Annotated in this window: 1 protein-coding gene (cut by a window edge); it reads left to right on the top strand. The window is 71.1% G+C overall.

Features of this window, described 5'->3' with window-relative positions:
• Positions 1-82 precede the first annotated feature (82 nt).
• On the top strand, positions 83-18455 hold the 5' portion of the coding sequence (locus OV427_RS07270) for a non-ribosomal peptide synthase/polyketide synthase (protein ID WP_267855378.1). Its footprint extends 14609 nt past the window's final position; the window shows 18373 of its 32982 coding nt (coding positions 1-18373); its start codon is at positions 83-85; its stop codon lies beyond the right edge, outside the window.

Raw genomic sequence — 18455 nt, forward strand, 5'->3', positions numbered from 1 at the left:
GGCCGGCCTGGCTGGTGTCGCTTGCTGTCGAGCAGACGCCCCGAGGCCGGCACGCGCGACTCCCTGGAATACGCATAGCCCTATGGCGCTGACCCCTGAACAGAAGCGCGCGCGGCTCGCGGAGCTGCTGCGCGAGAAGAACCGTCAGTCTCGTCGTGCGCCGGTGTCCTTCGCGCAAGAACGGATGTGGTTCCAGGAGCGGCTCAACCCGGGCAGCGCGGCCTTCAACGTTCCCATCGCCGTGCGCCTGTCCGGCGAGCTGAACGTCGACGCCCTCCGCCGCGCGCTCCAGGAATTGGTGCAGCGCCACGAAGCGCTGCGCACCACCTTCGTGGAGCAGGACGGGCGCGTGTTGCAGCACATCGCCCCCTCGCTCGACGTCGCGCTGCCCGTCATCGAGGTGAAGGACGGCACGCCGTCCGAGCGCGAGGCCGAGGCGTGGCGCTGCCTGCATGCCGACGCGCAGCACCCCTTCGACGTGGAGAAGGGCCCGCTGCTGCGCACGGTGCTCTACCGCTGGGGCCCCAGCGAGCACCTGCTGCTGCTCGACGTGCACCACATCGTCTCCGACGGCTGGTCCCTGGGCGTGCTGGTGCGCGAGCTGGGCGCGCTCTACCCCGCGCTCGCCGCGGGTCAGCCCTCCCCGCTGCCCCCGCTGCGCATGCAGTACGCCGAGTTCGCCACCTGGCAGCGCGACTGGCTCAAGGGGGAGACGCTGGACGCGCAGCTTGCGTACTGGCGCAAGCAGTTGAATCCCAACGCCGTCCTGGAACTGCCCACCGACAAGCCGCGCCCCTCCATTGCCAGTACGCGCGGCGCCCGTCTCACGGTGATGCTGCCCCCCGCGCTGCTCCAGTCCCTCAAGGAGCTGGCCCGGCGCGAGGGCCGCACGCTGTTCCCCCTGCTGGTCGCCGCGTACCAGGTGCTCCTGTCGCGTTACAGCGGCCAGGACGACGTCGTGGTCGGCACGCCCGTGGCCGGCCGCAACCGCTCCGAGCTGGAAGGCCTCATCGGCCTGTTCGTCAACACGCTCGCCCTGCGCGCGGACCTGTCCGGGGACCCCACCTTCCTGGAGCTGATGACGCGCGTGCATGAGGCGTCGCTCGGCGCCTTCGCCCACCAGGAAGTGCCTTTCGAGAAGCTGGTGGAGGCGCTCCAACCCGAGCGCAGCCTGAGCACCTCGCCGCTGTTCCAGGTCAGCTTCACGCTGCAGAACGCGCCCCTGCCGCCGCTGCACGTGCCCGGACTGGTGTTGGAGGCCCAGCCAGTGGACAGCGGCACCAGCCAGGTGGACCTGTCGCTGCTCGCCACCGAACTGCCCCAGGGCCTGCGCCTCGTCACGCTGTACCGCACGGACCTCTTCGAGGAGCGCACGGTGCGGCGGGTGCTGGCGCACTTCCAGACCCTGCTGGAGTCCATCGCCGCGCACCCGGAAACGCGCCTGTCCGAGCTGCCGCTGATGGACGACGCCGAGCGCCGGCGCATGCTGGTGGACTGGAACGCCACCGCGACGGACGCCCCACCTGACGCGTGCATCCACCAGCGCTTCGAGCGGCAGGCCACGCTCACTCCCGACGCCACGGCGCTGGAGTTCGGGGACCAGCGCCTCACCTACGCGCAGCTCGACGCGCGGGCGAACCAGCTCGCGCACCACCTGCGTTCGCTGGGCGTGGGCCTGGACACCCTCGTCGCGCTCCATCTGGAGCGCTCCATGGACCTCGTCGTCGCCATGCTCGGCGTGCTCAAGGCTGGCGGCGCCTTCGTCCCGCTGGACCCGAGCTACCCCGCCGACCGCCTGGGCTACATGCTCACCGACGCGGCCGTCCCGGTCATCATCACCCTGGACCACCTCGCGGATGAGCTTCCCTCGCGCGGCGAGCAACTCGTGCTGATGGACGCGGACGCGCGCCAGCTCGAGCGGCAGCCCCGTACGCCGCCCGCGGCGGGAACGCTCGCGGACCACCTTGCCTACGTCATCTACACCTCCGGCAGCACCGGACGGCCCAAGGGCGTCACGGTGACGCATCGGGGCGTGCCCAACCTGGTGCAAAGCCAGGTGGCGCCCCAGGGCCTGGGGCCGGGCACCCGCGTGCTCCAGTTCGCCTCGCCCAGCTTCGACGCCGCCGTCTGGGAGGTCTTCACCGCCCTGCTGTCGGGCTCCACGCTGTGCCTGCCGACGAGCGAGGAGCGGATGCCCGGCTCCGCGCTGGCGGCGCTGCTGCGCACCCGTCAAATCAACGTCGCCACGCTGCCCCCCACCGCGCTCTCCGTCATGGAGCCCGAGGGCCTGGAGTGCCTGCGCACCCTCGTCTCCGCCGGTGAAGCCTGCTCCGCCGAACTGGTCGCGAAGTGGGCCCCGGGGCGCCGCTTCATCAATGCCTATGGCCCCACCGAGGCCACCGTCTGCGCCTCCATGGCCCTCTGCGCGCCGGATGGACAGAAGCCCTCCATCGGCGGGCCCCTGGCCAACATGCGCCTCTACGTGCTGGACGCTCACCTGCGCCCGGTGCCCACCGGCGTGCCCGGAGAGCTCTTCATCGGCGGCGTGGGCCTGGCGCGTGGCTACCTGCGCCGCCCGGAGCTCACCGCCGAGCGCTTCGTGCCCGACGCCTTCTCCGGCGTCCCCGGTGAGCGCCTCTACCGCACGGGAGACCTCGTGCGCTGGAAGCCCGACGGCACGCTGGACTACCTGGGCCGCACCGACTTCCAGGTGAAGCTGCGCGGCTTCCGCATCGAGCTGGGCGAAATCGAGTCCGCCCTCCGCTCCCACCCCTCCGTCGAGGACGCCGTGGCCGTGGTGCGAGAAGACGGAGCCGCCGGCCCCAGGCTCGTCGCCTATGTCGTGTCGCCCTACGGGGAGGACGAGGGCCCCGCACCGGACGCCCAGGTGCTGCGCACCTTCCTCACCGGGCGGCTGCCCGAGTTCATGGTGCCCTCGGCCTTCGTCGTCCTGAAGGCCCTGCCACTGACTCCCAACGGCAAGGTGGACCGCAAGGCCCTGCCCGCACCGGAGGCGGCGAGCCTGGAGCGCCAGGAGTACGTGGCGCCGAGGACGCCACTGGAGGAGCGCATCGCCGCGCTCTTCTCCGAGCTGCTGGGCACGCCGCGCGTGGGCGCCACCGACAACTTCTTCGACCTCGGGGGACACTCGCTGCTTGCCACGCAGCTCGCCTCCCGGCTGAACGCCGCGTTCCGCGTGGACCTGCCCCTGCGCGAGGTGTTCGAAGGCCCCACGGTGGAGGCCCTCGCCCGCCGTGTCGACACCGCCACCCGGGCGGGAGCCGTCGCCGCGCCCCCGCCCCTGGTGCGCGTGTCCCGCGAGCAGAAGCTGCCCGTCTCGTACTCGCAGCAGCGCGTGTGGTTCCTGTACCAGCTCGAGCCCGACAGCACCGCCTTCAACATCCCCGTCACGCTGGAGCTGGCCGGCATGCTGGACGTGGAGGCCCTGCGCCGCAGCCTGGAAGCCCTGGTTCACCGCCACGAAGCCCTGCGCACCACCTTCCGAGCCGAGGCCGACGGCGCCGTGCAGGTCATCCAGCCGCCTGCCCCGCTGGCGCTGCCCCTCATCGACCTGAGCAACCTCCCGCCCGAGCAGCGCAAGGAGGAGGCGCGGCGCCGCGTCTCCGACGAGGCCCTGTGCCCGTTCGACCTGCACACCGGCCCGTTGCTGCGCGTCTCACTGCTGAAGGTGGACGAGCACGAGCACCTGCTGCTCCTGACGATGCACCACATCGTCTCCGATGGCTGGTCCGCCAGCGTCCTGATGCGCGAGCTGACCGCGCTCTACCCGGCCTTCATCGCCGGGCACCCTTCCCCCCTGCCCGAGCTGCCGTTGCAGTACGCGGACTACGCGGCGTGGCAGCGCCAGTGGCTGGATGGCGAGGCACTGGAGCAGCAGCTCACCTGGTGGCGGAGCCAGCTCGACGGCGCGCCGCAAGACCTGGAGCTGCCCACTGACAGGCCGCGCAACTCCGACCCCAAACCCCCGGGCAGCAGGGCAACCGTGGTGCTGCCGCACGAACTGGCACGCGCGGTGGAAACGTTCTGCAACCGTGAAGGTGTCACGCCCTTCATGCTCCTGCTCTCCGCCTTCCAGGTGCTGCTGTCGCGCTACTCGGGGCAGGACGACATCTCCGTCGGCTCACCCGTGGCGGGACGCAACCAGGCCGAGCTGGAGGGGCTCGTCGGCTTCTTCCTCAACACCCTGGTGATGCGCACCCGCCTGGACGGCGACCCCACCGTGCGCGAGCTGCTGGGCCGCGTGCGCGACATGGCCCTGGGTGCGTATGCGCACCAGAACCTGCCCTTCGAGCAGCTGCGGCCCATGCGTGATTTGCACCAGGCGCCGCTGTTCCGGGTGATGTTCATCCTGCAGAACATGCCGCCCGCGAAGCTTGCCCTGCCAGGGCTCGCGATGCGCAGCCTTCCGGTGGAGGACGTCGCCGCGAAGTTCGACCTGACGCTCGCGCTGACGCGCACGAGCGAGGGGTTCGTAGGCGACCTGGACTATCGCGCCGACCTCTTCGACGCCTCCACGGCGGAGCGCATGGTGCGCCACCTGCACACGCTGGTGGAGGCCATGGTGGCCGATGCAGGCCGCCGCCTGTCCTCGCTGTCCATGCTCTCTGGCGAGGAGCGTCAGCGCATCCTCGGGGATTGGAGCGCCAACCCCGCGCCCTTCCCGGACGTGTGTCTGCACTCGCTCTTCGAGGACCAGGTGCGCCGCGCGCCGGACGCGCTCGCTGCCTCCTTCGAGGGGCAGCACCTCACCTACGCGCAGCTCGATGCGAAGGCCAACCAGCTCGCTCACGCCCTGCGCCGCCAGGGCGTCGGGCCCGAGGTGCGCGTCGCGCTCAGCGTGGAGCGCTCGCTGGACATCGTCGTCGGCCTCTTCGGCATCCTCAAGGCCGGCGGCGCCTGGGTGCCCGTGGATCCGCTGCTGCCGCGCGAGCGCCTGGCCTTCATGCTGGAGGACAGCGGCGCGGTGATGCTGGTGACGCAGTCTCCGCTGCTGGAGCGCTTCCCCGCGTCCTTTCATGCAAGAGCGCTCTGCCTGGACACCGGGCGGGAGGCGTTGTCACGCGAGAGCACCGAGGCACCGGTGACGGGCGTGGCTCCGTACCACCTGGCCTACCTGCTCTACACGTCCGGCAGCACCGGCACGCCCAAGGGCACCGCCGTCGAGCACCGCAGCGTGGCCAACCTCGTCACGCAGGAGATGGGCGTCTACGAGATTGGCCCGGGCAGCCGCGTGTTGCAGTTCGCCAGCCTCTCCTTCGACCTGTCGGTGGAGGAAATCTTCACCACGCTGTGCTCCGGAGGCGCGCTGGTGCTGGCGCCCATGGAGAAGCTGATGCCGGGCGCGCCGCTGCAGAAGCTGATGCGCGACGAGGCGCTCACCGTCATCAGCGTCACCCCGGCCACGCTGGCGGCCACGCCCGCCGAAGGCTACCCCGCCCTGCGCACCGTCATCTCCGGCGGTGAGGCCCTCTCCGCCGAAGTGGTGGCGCGCTGGGCGCCGGGCCGCACGTTCCACAACGGCTACGGCCCCACGGAGACGACGGTGGTGGTCACGCTGACCGTCTGCGAGCCAGACGGACGCGTGCCCTCCATCGGCCGTCCCATCGGAAACCTGCGCACGTACGTGCTGGACGCGCGCGGCGAGCCGGTCGCCGTGGGCGTGAAGGGCGAGCTTTACGTGGGTGGCGTGGGCGTGGCGCGCGGCTACGCGGGCCGGCCGGCCCTCACCGCCGAGCGCTTCCTCCCGGACGCCCTCTCCGGAGTGCCCGGCGCCCGCCTGTACCGCACGGGTGACGTGGTGCGCTGGCGGGAGGACGGCTCGCTGGAGTTCGTCGGCCGCGCGGACGCGCAGGTGAAGGTGCGCGGCTTCCGCATCGAGCTGGGCGAGGTGGAGTCCGCCCTGGCGAAGCTGCCCGCGGTGCGCGAGGCCGTCGTCGTCGCACGTGAGGACGGCCCCGCTGGCAAGCGGCTGGTCGGCTACGTGGTGGCGCACGAGGGCGCCCAGGTGGACGGTGCCACGCTGCGCGCGGCCCTCAAGGAGGCCCTGCCCGAGTACATGGTGCCCTCCGCCGTGGTGGTGCTGCCGGCGCTGCCGCTCACGTCCAACGGCAAGGTGGACCGCAAGGCCCTGCCCGCTCCGGACTTCACGAGCGACGCGAAGGACCACGTCGCGCCCCGCACGCCCACCGAGCAGCGCCTCGCGGAGCAGTGGTGCCAGCTCCTCGGCCTCGAGCGCGTGGGCGCCACCGACAGCTTCTTCGAGTTGGGTGGCCACTCGCTGCTGGCCACCCAGGCCATCAGTCGCATCCGCGCTGCCTTCAACGTGGAGCTGCCCCTGCGCGAGCTGTTCGTGGGCCCCACCCTCGAAGGAGTGGCCCAGCTGATTGACGCCGCTCTCGCGGGCGGGAGCACGCCCACGGCGCCCCGGCAGCGCGAGTCCCTTGCGCTGTCACTGCCGGTCCTCCCCCTGGAAGAAGTCGCCGCGCGCGAGCAGGCGCGTCCGCGTTCCGAGGCGCAGGTCAGCGACGCCACCGGGAGCCCCGAGCTCTCCGTCGAGGAGCGCCAGCGGGTGCTGGTGGAGTGGAACGCCACCGCCTCCGAGTACCCGCGCGGCTCCACCCTGCCCGAGGTCTTCGCGCAGGTGGTGGCCCGCTTCCCCGACAAGGTCGCCGTCGAGTTCGGAGACTCTCGTCTCACGTATCGCGAGCTCGACGCGCGCGCCAACCCACTCGCCTGGCACCTGCGCGGCCTGGGCGTGTCCACCGACTCCCGCGTGGCCCTCGCCGTGGACCGCTCGCTGGAGCTGGTGGTGGCACTGGTCGCCATCCTCAAGGCTGGTGGTGCGTACGTGCCGCTGGACTCGTCGTACCCGCGTGAGCGCCTGGCCGCCATGCTGGAGGACTCGGCACCGAGCGTGCTCGTCACCACCCGCGCGCTGCTGCCGAAGCTGCCCGCCCAGGGCCTCGCAACGGTGGTGCTGGAGGACGTGGCGCTCTCCGGCCTCCCCTCCCACGCGCCGCCCTCCACGGCCCTGCCCGACAGCCTCGCCTACATCGACTTCACCTCCGGCTCCACCGGCAGGCCCAAGGGCGTCGGCACTCTCCAGTCCGCCGTGCTGCGCACCGTCTTCGGCAACGACTACGCGCACCTCGGGCCGGACGAAACCTTCCTCCTCCTCGCCCCCATCTCCTTCGACGCCTCCACCCTGGAGCTCTGGGGCCCGCTGCTTCATGGCGCACGGCTGGCCGTCTTCCCGCCCCACTCCCCCTCGGACGTCTTCGAGTTGGAGCAGGTGCTGCAAAAGCACGCCGTCACCACCCTTCACCTCACCGCCGGCCTCTTCACCCAGGTGGTGGACAGCAACCTCTCCGCCCTGCGCAACGTGAAGCAGCTCCTCACCGGCGGCGACGTGGTGAGTGCCCCCCACGTCCGCCGCGTGCTGGAAGGAATGTTCATTCCGGTGACGGCCTGCTACGGCCCCACCGAGGGCACCCTCTTCACCTCCTGCCACCGCATGACGGACGTCGCCCACGTGGGCTCCTCCGTCCCCATCGGCCGGCCCATCGGCAACACCCAGGTGTACGTGCTCGACGCCTCCGGCCACCTCGTGGCCCCGGGCGCCATTGGCGAGCTGTTCATCGGCGGCGACGGCCTCGCCCGCGGCTACGTCGGCCAGCCCTCCCTCACCGCCGAGCGCTTCGTTCCCAACCCCTTCGCCTCTACTCCCGGCGCGCGCCTGTACCGCACCGGAGATTTGGCCCGTTGGCGGCAGGACGGCGTGCTGGAGTTCCTCGGCCGTGCGGACGCACAGGTGAAGGTGCGCGGCTACCGCATCGAGCTCGCAGAAGTCGAAGCCGCACTGCTCGCCTTCCCCGAGGTGCGCGAGGCCGTCGTGGTGGCCCGCGAGGACTCCCCCGGCGACAAGCGCCTCGTCGGCTACGTCGTCGCGACTCCTTCGCTGGACATGCATGCCCTGCGCGCCGCCCTCAAGGAGCGGCTCCCCGAGTACATGGTGCCCTCCGTCCTGGGGCGCCTGGACGCGCTGCCTCTCACCACCAACGGCAAGGTGGACCGCAAGGCGCTCCCCGCCCCCTCGGCATTCCAGGACCGCGTCACCACCCGCGCGCCCCGCACCGACTGCGAGCGCGAATTGGCGGCGCTCTGGGCCCGCGTCCTCCACCTGGACACCATCGGCGCGGAGGACGACTTCTTCGAGCTGGGCGGTCACTCGCTGACGGCCACGCAGGTGCTCTCGCGCATCCGCCAGCACTTCGGCGTGGAGCTGTCCTTCCGCGACTTCTTCGCCGCCCCCACCATCGCAGCCCTTGCCACGCGCATCGAGGCACTGGCCGACTCGCGACCCGCTTCGTCCCAGCCGCTTCTCCGGCCCCGAACGGAGGCCCGTCCACCGCCGCTCTCCTTCGCGCAGCAGCGCCTGTGGTTCTTCGCGAAGCTCGACCCCGAGAGCACCGCCTACAACCTTCCCTTCGCCGTGCGCCTGGAAGGCGCGCTCGACGTGCCCGCGCTCGCCACCAGCCTGCGCAAGCTGCTCCAGCGCCACGAGTCCCTGCGCACCACCTTCCACGAGCACGAGCACCAGCCCGTGCAGGTCATCAACCCCAGCCCCACCCTGCCCGCGGGCTTCGTGGACCTGGAAGCCCTGCCCGAGGCCTCGCTCCAGCGCGTCCTCGAGCACGAGGCCGGGCAGACCTTCAATCTGGAAACGGGCCCGCTCTGGCGCGTGCTCCTGGTGCGCCTGTCCGCGGAGCAGCACGTGCTGCTGCTCACCCTGCACCACATCATCGCGGACGGCTGGTCCATGGGCGTGCTCGTCCAGGAGCTCGCCACGCTCTACACGGCCCACGCCGAGGGCCGCCACGCGCGCCTGGAGCCGCTGCCGGTGCAGTACGCAGACTTCTCGCTCTGGCAGCGCGACTGGCTGCGCGACGAAGCGCTAGAGGCCCAGCTCGGCTGGTGGAGGCAGCAACTCCAAGGCGCGCCCCGCGCCCTCGCCCTGCCCACCGACAAGCCGCGTCCCACCACGCAGTCGACTCGCGGCGCAGGGCACCCGTTCCACTTCCCGCGTGAGCTGTCGGATGCGCTCGAAGCACTGTGCCGTCAGGAAGGGGCCACGCCGTCCATGGTGGTGCTCGCCGCCTTCCAGGCACTGCTGGCCCGCTACTCCGGCCAGGACGACGTCACCGTCGGCATGCCCATCGCCGGCCGCACGCACGCGGAGCTCGAGGGCCTCATCGGCTTCTTCGTCAACACGCTGGTGCTGCGCACGAAGCTGGATGGAGACCCCAGCTTCCGCGCGCTGCTCGGCCGCGTGCGCGACATGACGCTCGGCGCCTATGCCCACCAGGACGTGCCCTTCGAGAAGCTGGTGGAGGCGCTGCGCCCCGAGCGCGAGGCCGGACGCACCCCTCTCTTCCAGGTCATGCTCGCGTTCCAGAACGCGCCCATGCCCGAGATGATGGGCGCGGGGCTGAAGCTGAGCCCCCTCATGGCCGAGCACCGCTCGGCGAAGTTCGACCTCACCCTCGCCCTCACCGACCGGGGCGAGGGGCTCAAGGGCCAGCTCGAATACAGCACCGACCTGTTCAACGCCGCGACGGCAGCGCGGATGGTGGGGCACCTGCGCGCGCTGCTGGAAGGCGCGCTGGCGAATCCGGACCGCCCGCTCTCCCGCGTGTCCTTCCTCACCGAAGACGAGCGGCACCTGCTGTTCCACGCCTGGAGGCAGCCGGACGCCGCCACGGCCGCGGACGCCAGCCTGCACCGGCTCGTCCAGGCACAGGCGCGTCTCACGCCCGACGCGGTGGCCGCGGAGCATGACGGCCAGACGCTCACCTGGCACGAGCTGCACCAGCGCGCCCGCGAGGTCCACCGGGGCCTGCTCGCGCGCGGACTGGCGGAGCTGCCCGAGCCGCCTCCGCTCACGCCCGTCTCGCGCACGGGGCCGCTGCCGCTGTCCTTCGCCCAGCAGCGACTGTGGTTCATCGACCAGCTCGAGCCCGGCACGCCCGCGTACAACATCCCCATCGGCGTGAGGCTGGAAGGCGTGCTCCACGTGGACGCGCTCCAGCGCGCCCTCACCGAGCTCGTGCGCCGCCACGAGTCGCTGCGCACCACCTTCCGCGAGCACGAGGGCCAGCCCGTCCAGCACCTCGCCCCGGCGTACGAACTGCCCCTGCCCGTGGTGGACCTGAGCGCCCACGGGGAGGCCGCCTCTAACGAGGCGAAGCGCCTGCTGGCCCGTGAAAGCGCCCACCGCTTCGACCTGGGCACCGGCCCGCTGCTGCACACCCTGCTGCTACGGCTGGCTCCAGCCGAGCACGTGCTGGTGCTCAACCTGCACCACATCGTCTCGGACGGCTGGTCCATGGCCGTGCTGGTGCGCGAGGTGGCCGCGCTCTACGTCGCCTTCCGCCACGGCCGACCCTCACCACTGCCCGAGCTGTCCGTGCAGTACGCCGACTACGCCGTCTGGCAACGCGAGTGGCTCAAGGCGGAGGTGCTCGAAGCCCAGCTCGGCTACTGGCGCCGCCACCTCGCGGGCGCCGCGACGCTGCAGCTGCCCGCCGACAAGCCCCGCCCACCGGTGCAGTCCTTCCGGGGCGGCCAGCTTCCCGTCCACCTGCCGCGTGCCCTGGCCCAGACACTCAAGGCCCTCTGCCAGCGCGAAGGCGTCACCCCGTTCATGCTGCTGCTGGCCGCATGGCAGGCCCTGCTCGCGCGCTACTCCGGGCAGGAGGACATCAGCGTCGGCTCGCCGATTGCCGGCCGCAACCGCGCGGAGACGGAGGGCCTCATCGGCTTCTTCGTCAACACGCTGGTGCTGCGCACCCAGGTGCGCGGCGACACGTCCTTCCGCCACCTGCTCCAACAGGTGAAGGAGACGGCCCTGGGCGCCTACGCCCACCAGGACGTGCCCTTCGAGAGACTGGTGGAGGAACTGCGCCCCGAGCGGGACAGGAGCCGCGCTCCGCTCTTCCAGGTCCTCTTCACGTTGCAGAACGTCCAGGCCGCCGCAGCCCCTCAGCAGCTTCCCGAACTCGCCCTGCGCCCGGTGGAGGTGGAAGGCCGCGCCGTCAAGTTCGACCTGGAGCTGGGCCTGACGGAATCCCCGGAGGGCTACCAGGGTGAGCTGGGCTACAACACCGACCTCTTCGAGCCGGCGACCATCGACCGGATGGCGGAGCACTTCCGCACGCTCGTGGAAGCGCTCGTTGCCAGGCCCGAGGCGCCCCTCGCCTCCGTGTCCCTGCTGTCCGAGGCCGAGCGACACCAGGTCTTGGTGGAGTGGAATGCCACTGCCACCGACTACCCGCGCGGCTCCACCCTGCCCGAGGTCTTCGCACAGGTGGTGGCCCGCTTCCCGGACCATGTCGCCGTCGAGTTCGGGAACTCGAAGCTGACGTACCGGCAGTTGGATGAGCGGGCCAACCCGCTCGCGCACCACCTGCGGGGACTGGGTGTGTCCACCGATTCGCGCGTGGCCCTGTCCCTGGACCGCTCGCTGGAGCTGATTGTCTCCCTCCTCGCCATCCTCAAGGCCGGCGGCGCCTACGTGCCGCTGGACCCGTCCTACCCGCGTGAGCGCCTCACCGCCATGGTGGAGGACGCTCGCCCCACCGTGCTCATCACCTCGCGCGAGCTGCTCGCGAAGCTGCCCTCCGAGGGCCTGTCCACCGTCGTGCTGGGAGAGGTGTCCCTGGAAAGCCAGCCGACTTCGGCACCTCCTCTGGCCGCCCTGCCCCAGAGCCTCGCGTACATCGACTTCACCTCCGGCTCCACCGGTAGGCCCAAGGGCGTTGGCACTCCGCAGTCCGCCGTGCTGCGCACCGTCTTCGGCAACGACTACGCGCACCTGGGCCCCGATGAGACCTTCCTCCTCATCGCCCCCGTTTCCTTCGACGCCTCCACCCTGGAGCTGTGGGGCCCCCTGCTCCATGGCGCCCGTCTCGTCGTCTTCCCGCCCCACTCCCCTTCTGACTTGAAGGAGCTGGAGTCGGTGCTGGTGAAGCACGGCGTCACCACGCTGCACCTCACCTCGGGCCTCTTCACCCAGGTGGTGGACCACAACCTCGCAGCGCTGAGGAACGTGAAGCAGCTCCTCACGGGAGGTGACGTGGTGAGCGCCCCCCACGTCCGGCGAGTGGTGGAAGGAATGTTCATTCCGGTGACGGCCTGCTACGGCCCCACCGAGAGCACCCTCTTCGCCTCAACCCACCGGATGACTTCGGTGGAGCACGTCGGCACCTCCGTGCCCATTGGCAAGCCCATCGGCAACACGCGCGTGTACCTGCTGGATGCCTCTGGCCAGCCGGTGCCCGTCGGCGTCGTCGGTGAGCTGTTCATCGGCGGCGACGGCGTGGCCCGGGGCTACGTCGGCCAGCCCGCACTCACCGCAGAGCGCTTCGTTCCCGACTCCTTCTCCGACATCCCCGGCGCCCGCCTCTACCGCACGGGCGACCTGGCCCGTTGGCGCAACGACGGCGTGCTGGAGTTCCTCGGCCGCGCCGACGCCCAGGTGAAGGTGCGCGGCTACCGCATCGAGCTCGCAGAAGTCGAAGCCTCGCTGCTCGCCTTCTCCGACGTGGCCCAGGCCGTGGCCCTGGTGCGTGAGGACGTGCCCGGCGACAAGCGTCTCGTCGGCTATGTCGCCGCGCCTGACTCCCTCGACATGGCCGCCCTGCGCACCGCCCTCAAGCAGCGGCTGCCCGAGTACATGGTGCCCTCCGCACTCGTGCGCCTGGACTCCCTTCCCCTTACCTCCAACGCCAAGGTCGACCGCAAGGCCCTCCCCGCACCGGACGCCGCGCTCACCTCCACCGAGGACTTCGTCGCTCCTCGCACTCCCTCCGAGGAGAAGCTCGCCGAGCTGTTCGCGGCCGTCCTCCGGCTGCCCACGGTGAGCGTCACCGGCAACTTCTTCGAGCTGGGCGGCCACTCGCTGCTGGCCACGCAGCTCGTCTCCCGCATCCGCTCCACCCTCGGCGTGGAGCTGCCCCTGCGCGCCCTCTTCGAGGCGCCCACCGTCGCCGCACTCGCCCAGCGCTTCAGCGCCGCGGGGGCCTCCACCCAAGGGGCGGCGCCACCGCTCGTCCCGGTGCCGCGCACGGCCCCACTGCCGCTGTCCTTCGCGCAGCAGCGCCTGTGGTTCATCGACCAGCTCGAGCCGGGCAGCGCCTCCTACAACATGCCCACCTTCGTGCGCCTGGAGGGCACGCTCGACACGGACGCGCTGCGCCGCGCCCTCGCGGAGCTGGCGAGCCGCCACGAAGCCCTGCGCACCATCTTCACCCAGCAGGAGGGCCAGCCCTTCCAGCTCATCGCTCCTCACGGTGAGCTGCCGCTGGAGCGCATGGACCTCAGTGGCCTGGAGCCCCTGGCCGCCCGCGCCGAGCTGGAGCGACGGCTGCGTGAGGAGGCCCTGCGCCCCTTCAACCTCGCCACCGGTCCGCTGGTGCGCGCGCAGTTGCTGAAGCTGGGAGCTACCGAGCACGTGCTCGCCCTCGACATGCACCACATCGTCTCGGACGGCTGGTCCATGGGCGTGCTGGTACGCGAGGTCGCCGCGCTCTACGAAGCCTTCACCCAGGGCCAGCCTTCGCCGCTGTCGCCGTTGCCCATCCAGTACGCCGACTACGCCGCATGGCAGCGCCAGTGGTTGCAGGGCGCGGTGCTCGAGGAGCAGCTCGGTTACTGGAAGCATCAGCTCTCCGGTCTCACCCCGCTGGAGTTGCCCACCGACAAGCCGCGCCCGCCCGTGCAGACCTTCCACGGCGCCCACCTGCCGGTGGTCCTGTCGCGCTCCGCGTCCGAGGCCTTCAAGGCGCTCAGCCAGCAAGAGGGCGCCACGCCCTTCATGGCCCTGCTGGGCGCGTTTCAGGTCCTTCTCTCCCGCTACTCCGGACAGCAGGACATCGCCGTCGGCTCGCCCATCGCGGGACGCCAGCGCGGCGAACTGGAAGGGCTCATCGGCTTCTTCGTCAACACGCTGGTGCTCCGCACCCACGTGAAGGACGGCGCTTCCTTCGTCCACCTGCTGCGGCAGGTGAAGGAGTCCTCACTGGGCGCCTATGCCCATCAGGACGTGCCCTTCGAGCGACTGGTGGAAGAACTGCAGCCCACGCGCGACATGAGTCGCAGTCCGCTCTTCCAGGTCATCTTCTCCCTGCAGAACGCGCCCATGCCCGAGCTGCGCAGGCAGGGGCTGGCGCTGAGCGCGGTGGAGGTGGAGAACCCCACCACCAAGTTCGAGCTGCAGCTCAACCTCTCGGAGTCCCCGGAGGGCTACCGGGGCTTGCTGAGCTACAACACCGACCTCTACGAGCACGCCACCGCGCTACGCATGGCGAGCCACTTCCAGGTACTGGTGGAGGCGCTCGTCGCCCGTCCAGAAGCGCCCCTCTCCTCCGTCTCCCTGCTATCTCCGCTGGAGCGACAGCAGGTGCTGCGCGACTGGAGCGTCAGGTCCGCCGCCTACCCGCGCGAGTCCACCCTGCCCGAGGTCTTCGCCCAGGTGGCAGCGCGCTTCCCGGACCATGTCGCCGTGGAGTTCGGCTCCTCGCGCCTCACCTATCGCCAGCTCGATGAGCGCTCCAATCAGCTCGCGCACCACCTGCGGCGCCTGGGAGTCGGCGTGGATACGAGCGTCGCGCTCGCCGTCGAGCGCTCGCTGGAGCTCATCGTCTCCCTCGTCGCCATCCTCAAGGCCGGCGGCGCCTACGTGCCGCTGGACCCGTCCTACCCGCGTCAGCGACTGGCCGGCATGGTGGAGGACACCGGTCCCCAGGCACTTGTCACCACGCGCGCCTTCCTCTCCAAGCTGCCCGTGGACGGTCTCTCCACCGTGGTGCTGGAGGACGCCGCGCTCGACTCCGAGCCGACGCATGCGCCGTCGCCGGTAGCCCTGCCCGACTCGCTGGCCTACGTGGACTTCACCTCCGGCTCCACCGGACGGCCCAAGGGCGTGGGCACCACCCACCGCGGCGTGCTGCGCACCCTCCTCGGCGTCGACTACGCCCGCTTCGGGCCCGATGAAGTCCTGCTCCAGTTCGCGCCCATCCACTTCGACGCCTCCACCTTCGAAATCTGGGGCGCGCTGCTGCACGGTGCGCGCCTGGTGGTGATGCCGCCGCAGGCCGCGTCGTTGGAAGAACTGGGCCGCGTCATCCAGTCCTCGGGCATCACCACGCTGTGGGCCACCATTGGCCTCTTCACCCAGTTGGTGGACAACCCGCCTCCGGGCCTGAATACGCTGAAGCACGTCATGACGGGCGGCGACGTCGTGTCGCCCGCACACGTACGCCGCGCCGTGGACGGGCTGCGCCTGCCCGTCACCGCCTTCTACGGCCCCACCGAAACGACGGTGTTCGCCACGTCCTGGCCCGTGACACGCGCGGAGCAGGTGGGCAGCACCGTGCCCATCGGCCGTCCGACGCCAGGAACGCGGTTGTACGTCCTGGATGCGCACGGCCAGCCCGTGCCCGTGGGCGTCACCGGAGAGCTGTTCATCGGTGGCGACGGCGTGGCGCGAGGCTACGTCGGCCAGCCCGCGCTCACTGCCGAGCGCTTCATTCCCGATGCCTTCGGTAGCGAGCCCGGCGCCCGCCTCTACCGCACCGGCGACCTGGTCCGGTGGCGCAGTGACGGCGCGCTGGACTTCGTCGGCCGTGCCGACGCGCAGGTGAAGCTGCGTGGCTTCCGCATCGAGCTCGGCGAAGTCGAAGCAGCCCTCCTTGCGTTCCCTCAGGTGCGCGAGGCCGTAGCGCTGGTGCGCGAGGACGTGCCCGGCGACAAGCGCCTCGTCGGCTATGTCGCCGCTCCCGAGTCCCTCGACCTGGCCGCCCTGCGCACCGCCCTCAAGCAGCGGCTGCCCGAGTACATGGTGCCCTCCGCCCTCGTGCGCCTGGACGCCCTGCCCCTCTCTGCCAACGCCAAGCTGGACCGCAGGGCCCTGCCCGCTCCCGACTCGGCACTGATGTCGCCCGCCGAGACGTATGTCGCCCCGCGCACTCCCACCGAGGAGAAACTGGCGGAGCTGTTCGCGGGCGTCCTGCGCCTGCCCAGGGTGAGCGTCACCGGGAACTTCTTCGAGCTGGGCGGCCACTCCTTGCTGGCCACGCAGCTCATCTCCCGCATCCGCACCGCCTTCGGCATCGAGCTCCCCCTGCGGGCCCTCTTCGAGGCATCCACTGTGGCTGCCCTCGCGCAGCGCATCAGCGCCGCGGGAGCCTCCACCCAAGGGGCGGCGCCACCGCTCGTCCCGGTGCCGCGCACCGGTGAGCTGCCGCTGTCCTTCGCGCAGCAGCGCCTGTGGTTCATCGACCAGCTCGAGCCGGGGGGTGCCACCTACAGCATCCCCTCCTTCGTCCGCATGAAGGGGACGCTCGACGCGGACGCCCTGCGCCTCTCGCTTTCCGAGCTGGCGAGCCGCCACGAAACCCTGCGCACCACCTTCACCCAGCAGGAGGGCCAGCCCTTCCAGCGCATCTCCCCTCACGGTGAGCTGCCGCTGGAGCTCGTGGACCTCAGCGACCTGGAGCCCCACGCCGCCCACGCCGAGCTGGAGCGACGGCTGCGAGCCGAGCTCCTCCGCCCCTTCAACCTCGCCACCGGTCCGCTGGTGCGCGCGCGGTTGCTGAAGCTGGGCCCCACCGAGCACGTGTTCGCCCTCAACATGCACCACATCGTCTCGGACGGCTGGTCCATGGGCGTGCTGGTGCGGGAAGTCGCCGCCCTCTACGAGGCCTTCTCCCAGGGCCGGCCTTCGCCCCTGCCGCCACTGCCCGTGCAGTACGCCGACTACGCCGCGTGGCAGCGCCAGTGGCTCCAGGGCGCGGTGCTGGAGGAGCAGCTCGGTTACTGGAAGCGGCACCTCTCCGGCGTCTCCATCCTGGAGATGCCCACCGACAAGCCGCGCCCACCCGTGCAGACGTTCCACGGCGCCCACCTGCCAGTGGCCCTGTCGCGGTCCACGTCCGAGGCGCTCAAGGTGCTCTGCCAGCGCGAGGAGGCCACGCCCTTCATGGCGTTGCTGGCGCTCTGGCAGGTGCTGCTGGCCCGCTACTCTGGCCAGGACGACATCAGCGTCGGCTCGCCCATTGCTGGCCGCACCCGCGGGGAGACGGAGGGCCTCATCGGCTTCTTCGTCAACACGCTGGTGCTGCGCACCCACGTGGACTCGCGCGCCACCTTCCGCGAGTTGCTCACCCAGGTGCGTGCCACCACGCTGGGCGCGTACGAACACCAGGACGTCCCCTTCGAGAAGCTCGTCGAGGAACTGCGGCCCCAGCGCAGCCTCAGCCACTCGCCCCTCTTCCAGGTGATGCTCGTCCTGCAGAACGCGCCGACGACCACCCTGGAGGTGAAGGGCGGTGCGGAGGAGGGCAGCACGCCCCTGCGCCTGGAGCCTTTCGAATCCGGCACCCAGGCCACCAAGTTCGACCTGACGCTGTCCCTGGGAGAAACGCCGGCAGGGCTATCCGGCACGCTGAGCTACCGCACGGACCTCTTCGAGCCGGGCACCATTGCCCGCATGGTGGAGCACTTCTCCACGCTGGTGCAGGCCGCCGTGTCCGCGCCGGAAACCCGCGTGGGTGAGTTGCCGCTCCTTTCCTCCGCCGAGCGCACACTGCTGCTCGAGTCCTTCAACGCCACGGCGACGGGTCCCGCGCCCCAGGTCTCCGTGCCCGCCCTCTTCGAGGCCCAGGCCGCGCTTCACCCCTCTCGGCCCGCCGTCGCTTGCGAAGGGGAAGTCCTCACGTACGCGCAACTGGAGGCCCGCGCCAACCAGTTGGCCTGGCACCTGCGCTCGCTGGGCGTGGGGGCCGACACCTGCGTCGCCCTCTGCCTGGAGCGCGGCGTGGACATGGTGGTTGCCCTGCTCGCCGTCTGGAAGGCCGGAGGGGCCTACGTTCCGATGGACTCGGCCCAGCCCGCGCTGCGCCTCCAGGCGCTGGTACAGGAAGTCGCCGCTCCCGTGGTGGTGACGCATGCGCGGCATGCCGCCTCCTTCGCCGCCCTTCCCGTCGCGGTGGTGCGCCTGGACGAGGACGCCCCCATGCTGGAGCGACTGAGCACCAGCGCGCCCGCATGCGCGCCGCACCCGCAGCACCTGGCCTACGTCCTCTTCACCTCCGGCAGCACCGGCAGGCCCAAGGGCGTCGCCGTGGCCCATGGCCACCTGCTCACCTACGTCCACTCCGTCACCGACAGACTCGGCCTCGCCGACTGCTCCAGCTTCGCCCTCGTCTCCACCTTCGCCGCCGACCTGGGCAACACCGTCCTCTTCCCCGCCTTGTGCACCGGTGGCCTGCTCCACATCCTCACGCAGGAGCGCGTCGGCAGCCCCACCGACTTCGCCGAGTACTTCCGGCGGCACCCCATCGACTGCGTCAAGATCGTCCCCTCCCACCTGGCCG

This window comes from Pyxidicoccus sp. MSG2 (assembly GCF_026626705.1).
Classification (GTDB): domain Bacteria; phylum Myxococcota; class Myxococcia; order Myxococcales; family Myxococcaceae; genus Myxococcus.